The sequence below is a fragment of the Acinetobacter sp. ANC 3781 genome, from assembly GCF_004331285.1.
In the GTDB taxonomy this organism is placed as follows: domain Bacteria; phylum Pseudomonadota; class Gammaproteobacteria; order Pseudomonadales; family Moraxellaceae; genus Acinetobacter.
In genome coordinates this window covers 1-9,728 of record NZ_SJOH01000033.1, presented here as the reverse complement: position 1 = coordinate 9,728, position 9,728 = coordinate 1, and the positions used below count along the sequence as shown (strand labels likewise).

At 39.2% G+C, this 9,728-nt stretch carries 12 protein-coding genes; 7 read left to right on the top strand and 5 right to left on the bottom strand.

Going from position 1 to position 9,728, the window contains the following annotated elements; all coding sequences use genetic code 11:
- A partial coding sequence (locus tag E0H89_RS16120) for an SH3 domain-containing protein (RefSeq protein WP_131218518.1) occupies positions 1-377 on the top strand: 377 nt, incomplete at its 5' end.
- 39 nt (positions 378-416) lie between these two features.
- The gene (mnmC, locus tag E0H89_RS16115) at positions 417-2,336 is read left to right on the top strand and encodes a bifunctional tRNA (5-methylaminomethyl-2-thiouridine)(34)-methyltransferase MnmC2/FAD-dependent 5-carboxymethylaminomethyl-2-thiouridine(34) oxidoreductase MnmC1 (RefSeq protein WP_131218516.1); all 1,920 of its coding nucleotides are present in this window, start codon (positions 417-419) and stop codon (positions 2,334-2,336) included.
- A gap of 95 nt (positions 2,337-2,431) precedes the next feature.
- On the opposite strand, the gene E0H89_RS16110 is transcribed toward mnmC, so the two are convergent.
- On the bottom strand, positions 2,432-2,746 hold the full coding sequence (locus tag E0H89_RS16110; protein ID WP_131218514.1) for a rhodanese-like domain-containing protein: 315 nt from the start codon (positions 2,744-2,746) through the stop codon (positions 2,432-2,434).
- Positions 2,747-2,837: 91 nt separating this feature from the next.
- On the opposite strand from E0H89_RS16110, the gene E0H89_RS16105 reads away from it, so the two are divergent.
- Together E0H89_RS16105 and E0H89_RS16100 are read left to right on the top strand one after the other, a co-directional pair.
- Positions 2,838-3,326, top strand: coding sequence for a YajQ family cyclic di-GMP-binding protein (locus tag E0H89_RS16105; protein WP_131218512.1), 489 nt, complete (start codon positions 2,838-2,840; stop codon positions 3,324-3,326).
- Positions 3,327-3,358: 32 nt separating this feature from the next.
- A complete protein-coding gene (locus E0H89_RS16100; RefSeq protein ID WP_131218510.1) occupies positions 3,359-3,859 on the top strand; it encodes a DUF4442 domain-containing protein in 501 nt (166 codons plus the stop codon).
- A 152-nt stretch (positions 3,860-4,011) separates the two neighbouring features.
- On the opposite strand, the gene E0H89_RS16095 is transcribed toward E0H89_RS16100, so the two are convergent.
- Genes E0H89_RS16095 through E0H89_RS16085 form a run of 3 tightly spaced genes read right to left on the bottom strand, consistent with a single transcriptional unit; the run spans position 4,012 to position 5,770 of the window.
- Positions 4,012-4,455 (bottom strand): acyl-CoA thioesterase, encoded by a 444-nt coding sequence (locus E0H89_RS16095; RefSeq protein WP_502698417.1) that lies wholly within the window; start codon positions 4,453-4,455, stop codon positions 4,012-4,014.
- On the bottom strand, positions 4,436-4,873 hold the full coding sequence (gene trxC, locus E0H89_RS16090) for a thioredoxin TrxC (protein WP_131218506.1): 438 nt from the start codon (positions 4,871-4,873) through the stop codon (positions 4,436-4,438). The genes E0H89_RS16095 and trxC overlap by 20 nt, the downstream gene beginning before the upstream one ends.
- Positions 4,874-5,770: an alpha/beta hydrolase gene (locus E0H89_RS16085; protein WP_131218504.1), complete on the bottom strand. Its 897-nt coding sequence runs from the start codon at positions 5,768-5,770 to the stop codon at positions 4,874-4,876.
- 124 nt (positions 5,771-5,894) lie between these two features.
- Here E0H89_RS16085 and E0H89_RS16080 point away from each other — a divergent pair, with 124 nt between their 5' ends.
- Positions 5,895-6,230: a protein tyrosine phosphatase family protein gene (locus tag E0H89_RS16080; RefSeq protein WP_131218502.1), complete on the top strand. Its 336-nt coding sequence runs from the start codon at positions 5,895-5,897 to the stop codon at positions 6,228-6,230.
- Between the two features lie 152 nt (positions 6,231-6,382).
- Entirely contained in the window at positions 6,383-6,637 is a 255-nt protein-coding gene (locus E0H89_RS16075) for a hypothetical protein (RefSeq protein ID WP_131218500.1), read from the top strand.
- A gap of 143 nt (positions 6,638-6,780) precedes the next feature.
- Here the strand turns inward: E0H89_RS16075 and E0H89_RS16070 are convergent, their stop codons facing one another.
- Positions 6,781-8,250: a hypothetical protein gene (locus tag E0H89_RS16070; protein ID WP_131218498.1), complete on the bottom strand. Its 1,470-nt coding sequence runs from the start codon at positions 8,248-8,250 to the stop codon at positions 6,781-6,783.
- A 152-nt stretch (positions 8,251-8,402) separates the two neighbouring features.
- On the opposite strand from E0H89_RS16070, the gene E0H89_RS16065 reads away from it, so the two are divergent.
- On the top strand, positions 8,403-9,728 hold a 1,326-nt coding region (locus E0H89_RS16065), incomplete at its 3' end, for a dihydrolipoyl dehydrogenase (protein ID WP_131218496.1).

Here is a 9,728-nt window from a genome sequence, read left to right as displayed (position 1 = left end):
CTCTGCCCGCCAGTAAACCCGGTATTGTTCCTGCGGGTGCTACCAGCATGAATCCAAATGGTCTACCCCAAGAAGCCAAGCCTTTAACGGCGGAGCAACTTGCAAAAAATAAAGCCTTGCAGGATGCCAAAGTTAAAGCCTTGGTCAAAGATCAAGAAACGCGCTTGCAACAACTGGAAAAAGCCAACTTAGAGGCGTTATCGCAAAATCAGGAGCTACAATTGAAAAATGATAGCTTGGGGGTTCAAGTTCAAGTTTTACAAAGTGAACGTAGCGCACAAATGTTTTTATATGGTGCTGCGACCATTGCGTTAGGTGTCTTGCTCGGTTTCCTGATTGCAAGTTATGTCTATACCAAACGTCGTCGTCAGTGGTAAAACATCCCTTTCTATTGTGTTTTAAAGGTTACTTAGATTTTGTCGAGTGCAATTCAAACTGCTGATCTTGATTGGCAATGTGTGGATGGGATTGATATTCCTGTCTCCAAAAAATTTGGGGACATCTATTTTTCTAGAGACAATGGGTTACTCGAAACACGACACGTCTTTTTGAATGGTAATGATCTCGCCACACGTTTGGCAAAGCTGCAGGATTTTGAATATTTTTGCGTAGGTGAAACCGGTTTTGGTACAGCTTTAAACGCTTTAGCATTATGGCAGATGTGGCAACAATTGCGCCCGAAGAACCGAAGTCATCTGCACTTGATCAGCGTGGAAAAATTCCCACTTAACAAGACCGATTTTATTCGCGCGCTCAATGTCTGGCCGGAACTGCAACCTCTGGCCGAGCAGCTGATCGAGCAATATCCACTGCCTATTGCCGGCTGTCACCGACTAAACTTTCCTGACGATCGTTTTTCCATTGATCTATGGCTCGGTGATGCCAATGATGTCTTGCCGGTCATTGTTAAAACCAAAGCTGTAGATGCCTGGTTTTTAGATGGTTTTGCACCTTCTTGCAATCCTGATCTGTGGCAAGAACATGTTTTGAGCCATATTATCCGGCTTTCTAATTATGGAACGACTTTTGCCTCCTTTAGTGTTGCGGGTGTTTTAAAGCGGGGCTTAAGCGAGCATGGAATTACGACTTCTCTGCCACCAGGTTTTAAGCATAAGCGTCAAATGCTCACAGCAATCTGGAACCCTCCAGAAGCTCAAAATCAACCAGTTCTTCAGTCAACAATCGCAAAGACCGAACAACCCGAATTAATAAATTCAGCTTCAGTATTTAAAAGACGCAAAATTGCAATTATAGGCGCAGGAATAGCCGGTTTAAGCTGTGCCTTCGCCTTTGCCAAGCGCGGCCATCAAATCGTCATTTACGACCAATCTGAGCCACTTGCAGGTGCCTCGGGTAATCCACTGGCCTTGCTCAACCCCAGATTAGGCCGTGTTGAGCAAAGTGCAGAGCATCTGGTCACGTTGGCATGGCAATATGCGATTCCGCATTATCAAAAATTCAAAGCTTTTCATCCGATTCAGGTCAGTCAATTGGCGCTTAAACAGGACGATGATTTACTTGAACTTGCAGAGCAATATCCAGATGGAGTATTTGCGAAAAAAGCCAATCAAAGTGATCTTAAAACTGAATTTCCGAGCCTAAAATTATTACAAGCCGGTACAATTTCGCCACCTCAATTACGCGATCAAATTTTGGCGCATCCTTCCATTCACTTTCAGCAAGCGGAAATTATTGAGTTAAAAACTACATCTAAAATTCAAGTGATCGACATCAAGCAACAATGTTTGGGAGAGTTTGATCATGTGATTATTTGTGCCGCACTGAATAGTAACAACTTTGCAAAACAATTCCCCAAATTGCAGCCGAACCGTGGGCAAGTCAGCTGGGTAAATAATCCAAATCATCCGTTACAGCCTGAACAGGCGTATAGCTACGGTGGTTATTGCATGCAGCTGGACCAGCAGCATCTGATTTTAGGGGCTTCATTTCACCCAGATTGTGATGATGATAAAGTTTTGGTTGAAGATCATGTGCATAATTATTCGCTGATCCATAGTGTCTTTCCGGATTATGCGCAATCTTTGCCGCCTGTTGAAACCTGGCAGGGCCGCGCATCGGTACGGACACAAAGCCCGGACTATTTCCCCTTACTCGGAAAAATTCAGCCAGATGCTGAAATATATACCTTTACGGCCTTAGGCTCTAAAGGCTTTTTATTTGCCCCGCTGTGTAGTGAAGTTTTGGCTGCCCAAGTTTTAGGGGAAGCCTGCCCGCTGACTTCATATTGGGTGAATAAACTTAATCCACGACGTTTTATCAAAAAAGTAAAACCGAAAAAGCCTTACTATCAAAAACCACTTCCAAACTCGCTTTAAAAAACCAGTCCACTAAAATCTTCCTTAATAAAAAAGAGAGATTGTGCGAAATTCATTTTTTAGCCATTAAAAAAGCACCTTACGGTGCTTTTTTCTTAAGCGCCCTGTTCTAAAGGCAATCCTGCATCACGCGCGGCACGCGTGCCACCCATCAATACAACATACTCACGCGAGCCATCTAAGCTCTCTAACTTTTCAGCAGCACGTGGTGCTTTACTTCCACCACCACATAAAATGTAAATGGGCTGATCCGACTCCACCTGAGTTAAGCTGTCTGCACTCAAGTCATCTATGGGCTGATTTACAGCACCTTTTACATGACCTTCAGCAAAGGCTTTTGTATCACGAACATCCCAGATAACTGCATTTTCTGGGAACTCAAATGTTGTAATTTCTTGCTTACGGATCATTGTGCACTCCTTTGATGTAAACAACACTTGGCAAATGAAGAAAACATCCCTAGCATCTCAGATATTCTTTCCCTTTGTAAAGGTCTAAACCATGCCTTCTTTCGATATTGTCTCTGAATTAGAAATTTTTGAAGTAAATCATGCCGTTCAAAACACGCAAAAAGAAATTGCAACACGTTTTGACTTCCGTGGCCAAGATGTTTCTCTTGAATTAAGCGAAAAAAATAAAGAAATCAAAATCACGACAGAAAGTGATTTTCAATGTGAACAAGTATATAGCATGCTAGAAAATCATTTCTTTAAACGCAAAGTGGATATTCAAGCCCTTGATCCACAAAAAATGACCGCTTCAGGTAAAAATGTGATTCAAATCATTAAGCTTAAAGATGGTCTTGACTCTGACACCGCAAAAAAAATTAATAAAGCCATTAAAGAAAGTGGCATTAAGGCGCAATCTTCTATTCAAGGCGACAAGATTCGTGTAACGGATAAGAAACGCGATACTTTGCAACAAATTATGGCATTCTTAAAAGAGCAGCAATTTGGTGTGCCTTTGCAGTTTAATAACTTTAAAGACTAATACACTGATGCAATAAAAAGTCGAGGAATTTCATGACACCGACCAATCGCTTATCAAAACTGGTTAAAGCAACCTCTAAATTACCCAAAGGTATTCGCAGTACACTGTGGAGCAAAGCATTTGGTCGGATCGTACCGATGGTGGGTAGTGCCAATATTCGCTACCTCGAAGTGAGCCACTCGAAAGTGGTAGTGAAAATTGAAAACCATCGTGCAATGCAAAACCACATTGGTCAGGTGCATGCCTGCGCCATGGCATTAATTGCTGAAACAGCTACCGGTTTTGTTACAGGCATGAATGTTCCGGACTCTTGTATCGTATTAATCAAAAGTTTTAAAGTTGATTTTAAACGCCCCACCAAAGGTGCAATGATTGCAACTGCAACACTTACCGATGATCAGCAAAAAATGATGCAAAGCACTGAAAAAGGTGAAACATTGGTGACCGTAAAGGTGACTGATGAATCAGCTGAAGAACCGATTCAATGTGAAATGTTGTGGGCTTGGGTGTCAAAGTCACAATTAAATAAATAGTTTGATTTTTAATTTTGATTACTTAAAGCTAAATCGAATGATGTTTTTTTCTTTTGTAAAAATAACTGAGCTTAAAATAGAGCAGACGTTGTTTTAAAAAATTCAGCACATAAAAAAGCCCAATCCATATTGGGCTTTTTTATATTTCATTATTACGCGGGTTGTAATGCTAAATATTTTTGTTTTACATCCTCTGGAATTTGACGCTTTCCACCTTTCACATCGACGGCAACAAAGGTAAACACTCCTTCTGTCACACGGATTGGTTCACGTGAACTGTCATGACTATCCCAGACTTCAATTTGCATTTGAATAGAGGTATTACCTACTTTCAAGATTTTGGTATAACAACTAATTACATCACCGACTTTTACCGGAACCAAAAAAGTCATTTGATTAATTGAAATAGTTGCACAACGTCCTTTACTAAAACGTTCTGCATGAATTGCACCTGCCAAATCCATTTGTGAAACAATCCATCCACCAAAAACATCACCACTCCAGTTGGTATCTGCCGGCATCGCAATGGTTTGAAGAGAAAGGGTTCCTTCAGGTTTTACATGAGTATCTGACACATTAGCTCCCAGTTTTGGCATTTAATTGCTGATCTAGCCACTGTTGCAGCTCTGTAGATCGTAAAGCACCGCTTATTCTAGCAATTTCACGGGTTTTATTCATCAAAACCAAGGTTGGAATACTCCGTACATTAAAAGCCCCGCTGAGTCGAGGCGATTGTTCGGTATTAATTTTTGCAAAAACCACTTTCGGATTCTGTTTTGCCACCTGTTCAAAATGAGGGGCCATCATCTTGCAAGGACCACACCATTCCGCCCATAAGTCAATCAGTACAGGCAATTCGCTATGGGTGACAAAGTTACTAAAATTATGCTCATTTAATTCAATTGGAGCCAGAGGAATAAGCGCATGTTGACACTGGCCACAGTTTGGATTTGCCTCTAGTTTATCTTCAGGTACTCGATTTCTAGCACCGCACGCAGGACATACAATAATCATTTAGCTTACTCCAATATGTTGATGTAAGAATTCTAATTGGGTAGATATCGCTTTTTCAAACCATTGATCATGATAAATATCAAAATGTTGCATATCCCATTCATGATATTGCACATAAGGTGCAATATTGGTTGCTGTTTCCCGACTTGACTCAATAGGGATCAGACTATCTCGTTTGGAAGCAATAAACAGAACAGGGATACTAATTTTACGCACATCCTGAATAGGACGATACCGAATTAAATTAAAAAAGATCCGGGCCGGAATCTCTCCACTCCAGAAATAATCCGAATTGACAATGGACAAATAACCGTCATAACTATCGGCTGTCGGCATAAAACATAAACCCTTTCTGTCTACGACAGGCAAGGTTTTCGGGGACATGCCGACTTTTGCACCCATATAGTCCTGACTGGATATTTTTAATGCTTTCGGGAGCTGTTGTAAAGGGTAAAGCTTGGCACTTTCTGTTCCATCAACAAAGGGAATTTGAGCTATTACAGCATGAACATTTTTTAATTCCGCTGCCAAATTTAAGACATATCCCCCACTTAAAGAAGTCCCCCAGAGTACAATACGCCGCGTATCTACTGATTTTCGCTCTAAAATATGCGCAATCATGGTTCGCCAGTCTTCCAATTGAGATTGAATCGACACCAACTCACGTGGACGACCTGTGCTTCCACCCCAATAACGATAATCAAACAATACAACTGCATAACCTGCTTGAGCAAAACGTTTGGCATACTGAACCAGTTTAAAGTGACGCAAGGCTGCCAAACCATGAGCCATGATAATGACAGCAGGTTTTTGTTCAGTTTTGGGACGGTAAAAATCCGCAGCAATGACATCTTTTCCACTATTTACATACAGTGGCTCAACTGTATAGGAATGCATATGCGCTCCATTGCGTTATTTTATGGTTGTAATCGCTTATAAAAATTTCAACAGATTAAGCTCCTGTTTCAGCTTAATGCTATCATAAAGCATATATCTATTTAGAAAATTATGGAGTGACAAAATGAGTGAAAATGTCGGCTTTGCAGGTCAAATTACCCCAGAACAAGTAGCACAAGTTGTTGAGAAAGGTTTTAAATCAATTATCAACAACCGTCCAGATATGGAAGATGGTCCCGAACAACCTACAAGTGCACAAATTGAAGAAGCTGCACGCAATGCGGGTTTAGATTACGTTTTCCAGCCTGTAGTTGCGGGTCAAATTACTGAAATTGATGTCCGTACATTTGCCAATCATTTTAATGAGCTTCCAAAGCCGGTACTCATGTTCTGCCGTACCGGAAACCGCTCAAACAATTTATTCCAACTTGCAAAACAAATGGATTTACTGGATGATTAAGCATGTTGTTGATCATGTTTTAATAAGTTTAAGTTTGACCTGGAATATATAAATTTTCGCAGAAACTATTGAGTTACCTTGTAGTTTAAATTCTTCGGTGAATGTTACAGGTCAAATGATAATTTTAAATTTCGATGCATCAAAGATTCTAAATGGATAATTGTGAATCGCTTCCATCAGTAACAAGGCAAGCGATTTCAGTCAATCAATTACGTCATATTACTGAACAAGCTCATATTAGTTTTATTTATCAACCTATTCTCAATAATAAATTTTCTGAAACAGACATCGTTGAAATTTCAAAATATTATAATATGCTTCTAAAACCAATTTTAATGATATATCGTAGCGTACGCTCTTCCGTATTATTTAATGAAGCGAAAAAGCTGGGATTGCTCAATGAATAAAATAATTCTTCTTATCCTTATTTCATGTGCCTTTGCGGGATGTAGCTCTATGAATGTTCGACCTACGGTTGGGGTGAGTGTGGGAACTTCAATTTAAAGCTCCTAAATAAAAAACAGCGCCGAAGCGCTGTTTTTTATTGGAATTAATTTCCATCATTACAATTGAGAGAAGTACCATAAGGACTAACTAAATTAGGAGCTATACCATTTTCTACATCAATATCACTAATCAAATAACCCAAACCAAGACTAGTAGAACCGCTGATTTGTTTACCACTCACAGTCGAATCAGCAAGAAGTTGAATATTTAAATAGCCTGCATAACGTTTAGGGTACTGAATTTTCAAATCGAAACGACCATTCGTATCTGTGGTGTATTTATTATCTGTAGCAGGCACATTTTCTTTGTTGATAAAAGATACAACTTGAACCGTCTGACCTGGCTTAACTGGTGCTAGTTGATCTATTTCTTTTCCACCACTATTCACTTTAACTGTCGGCGAAAAACACTGTGTTATTACATCAGGAAGATATTTATCGGCTTTACCATCCCGCGGTATATCTGTATCGAAAAAGCCAAAGTTTCCTTTATTGTAACTTAAAGCATTAACTCCCATAACAACCTCTTGATTAGGAAGCGGCTTACCGTCAACATCTGTGACTTGAACAGAAACGTTTTGGTAATAAAACACACCATTCAAAGAATCTTCAATTTTAGTAGGATTGTATGATACCGCAATTGCACCTACTGGCTGAGGTACAGTTGAATTCACTACATCTAATTTATAGCTATAGACCTGAGTAGATTGGCCAAAATTTGCTTCAAGCACTAAATCATCTAAAACAAATTGTGCTGCACTATATGCTGATGCTCTTTGTAACTCGCTAAATGATAATGTATATGTAATTCTTCCATTTGCATCAGTTTGATTTGCATTAGGAGTAAATTTCACGCCATTCAATGCTGAGTTTTTGACTTTCAATGAAATCGCTTGATTGGCTAAAGTAGCGCCATTAGAATCGACCGCTGTTAAAGATACCGTAGTCTGATCGCCTCGGACATTTAATGTAGTTTTAGTCGCCTCAAACAGAACAATACTTGTGGTATCAGAACCATTATTTGTATCTGCACCAGTTACTGAAACGGTTTGTTCTTGACTTAACGAACCATTATTTGTTTTAGCAATAATTTTAAAACCATTCTTTATTAAATCATTTAATGTCGTTGATGTACTTGGCGTGGATAATACATAAACAGCATTTCCAGCTTCATTTGTAGTTTGCTTCGCAACACTTGAATTACTTACATTATTCGTTGGATCAACAATCATTAAAGTAATATCTGCATTCGCAACTCCACCTTTATTTTCATCTAAAGCACGTACAGTAACAGTAAGCTGACCATTCGTTGCAGCCATAGATAACTTATCTAATTCAATTTTTAATGCAGAAACTGTTGCAGATGTTCCTGTATTCCCTCCATTATTCCCATTCCCTGAATTATTAGAAGAACCTTCTTGATTATAATATCCTTCACTTCCACCACCACCACAACTCGCTAACACAACAGCTAAAGCTACTGTCGATAATTTTAATCCAACATTTTTACTCATTAAAAAATCCCCCCAATCCCTATAAAAATAGTGTTTTCATTTAATTTATATTGACCGATATGTAATCATATCTGGTGGTTTATGTAAACAAAAGCATGATAAATGTTTAACTGTGTTAGCCTAAAAAATATAGAAATGAGAGTTATTTCACAATGTACGACATTATTATTCTAGGTGCGGGTACTGCAGGAATATCTGCCTATAAAGAAGCAATCAGACACACCCAAAATATTCTGATAATTAATGATGGACCTTGGGATACTACTTGTGCCCGTGTAGGATGTATGCCAAGTAAAGTCCTTATATCAACAGCCAACAGAATGCATGAAATTCAACATGCACAAGAAGTTGCTCTAAGTGTCTCAGCTAAAATTGATACATCGCAGGTGATGCCACATCTAAGAAAACTACGCGATCACTTCACCCAGGCAACACTAGAGGAAGTTAATCGTTGGGATAATGCCCATAAAATCTCTGGAAAAGCCCATTTCATCGATTCAAAAACGGTTCAAGTTAATCAAAAACAATATCAAGCCAAAAGCTTCATTATTGCTGTGGGATCAACCCCGACTCTTAATAAAGATTGGAAAAATGAACTGGGTGATAAACTCATTACTTCCGATCAGATTTTTGAACTAGAAACATTACCAAAATCATTAGCAGTGATCGGTAGTGGGGTTATTGCGATTGAACTTGCACAAGCCATGCAGCGTTTAGGAGTTAAAACAACTGTTTTTGCCCGTAGCCATAAAGTGGGATCTTTAACCAGTCCAAAATTACAAAAAATTGCACAAGATATTTTAGCGGAAGAATTAAATATCAAGTTTGAAATACTGCCTGAGCAAGTCCGAAAATTCCGTAACAAAGTTAAAATCAGTTATACAGAAAATGGAAATCTAAATAATTTAACTGCTGATTATGTATTGGTCGCGACAGGACGTAACAGTTATTTAAATAGTTTAAGTCTAGAAAATATCAATTCTAAATTTACTGATCTAAAAAAACTTCCTGTAGATCTGTACACTAAACAATTAGCTGATTATCCAATCTTCATTACTGGCGATGCTCATACAAATTCTCCAGTTCAGCATGAAGCTGCTCACGAAGGGCGAACTACAGTTCATAATTGCCTGAACTTTCCTAAACTTAAAAATATCAAGACTCTGACCCCACTAGGCATTGTCTTTAGTCAACCGGAAATGGCTATTGTTGGACAGAGCTTTCAGCAGCTGACGCAATCCAAAGCTGAATTTGTCACCGGCTTTGTGTCTTACAAAAACCAGGGCCGGGCCATGGTGTTGGGTAAAAACCAAGGGGCTGTCGAAGTTTATATCGAAACAGCAACCCGCAAGTTTCTGGGAAGCGAACTGTTCGTTGAGTCTGCTGAACATATGGCGCATCTATTATGCTGGATGATCTCTGAAGGGTTAAGCCTGGATGAGATCCTGGAGAAACCCTTTTACCATCCCACCCTGGAA

Excerpts from the sequence above, each read along its gene's own strand:
- E0H89_RS16070 (WP_131218498.1), bottom strand. The coding sequence starts at position 8,250 with ATGAGTAAAAATGTTGGATTAAAATTATCGACAGTAGCTTTAGCTGTT.
- E0H89_RS16095 (WP_502698417.1), bottom strand. The coding sequence starts at position 4,455 with ATGCCAAAACTGGGAGCTAATGTGTCAGATACTCATGTAAAACCTGAA.
- trxC (WP_131218506.1), bottom strand. The coding sequence starts at position 4,873 with ATGATTATTGTATGTCCTGCGTGCGGTGCTAGAAATCGAGTACCTGAA.
- E0H89_RS16110 (WP_131218514.1), bottom strand. The coding sequence starts at position 2,746 with ATGATCCGTAAGCAAGAAATTACAACATTTGAGTTCCCAGAAAATGCA.
- E0H89_RS16105 (WP_131218512.1), top strand. The coding sequence starts at position 2,838 with ATGCCTTCTTTCGATATTGTCTCTGAATTAGAAATTTTTGAAGTAAAT.
- E0H89_RS16075 (WP_131218500.1), top strand. The coding sequence starts at position 6,383 with ATGGATAATTGTGAATCGCTTCCATCAGTAACAAGGCAAGCGATTTCA.
- E0H89_RS16085 (WP_131218504.1), bottom strand. The coding sequence starts at position 5,770 with ATGCATTCCTATACAGTTGAGCCACTGTATGTAAATAGTGGAAAAGAT.
- E0H89_RS16080 (WP_131218502.1), top strand. The coding sequence starts at position 5,895 with ATGAGTGAAAATGTCGGCTTTGCAGGTCAAATTACCCCAGAACAAGTA.
- E0H89_RS16100 (WP_131218510.1), top strand. The coding sequence starts at position 3,359 with ATGACACCGACCAATCGCTTATCAAAACTGGTTAAAGCAACCTCTAAA.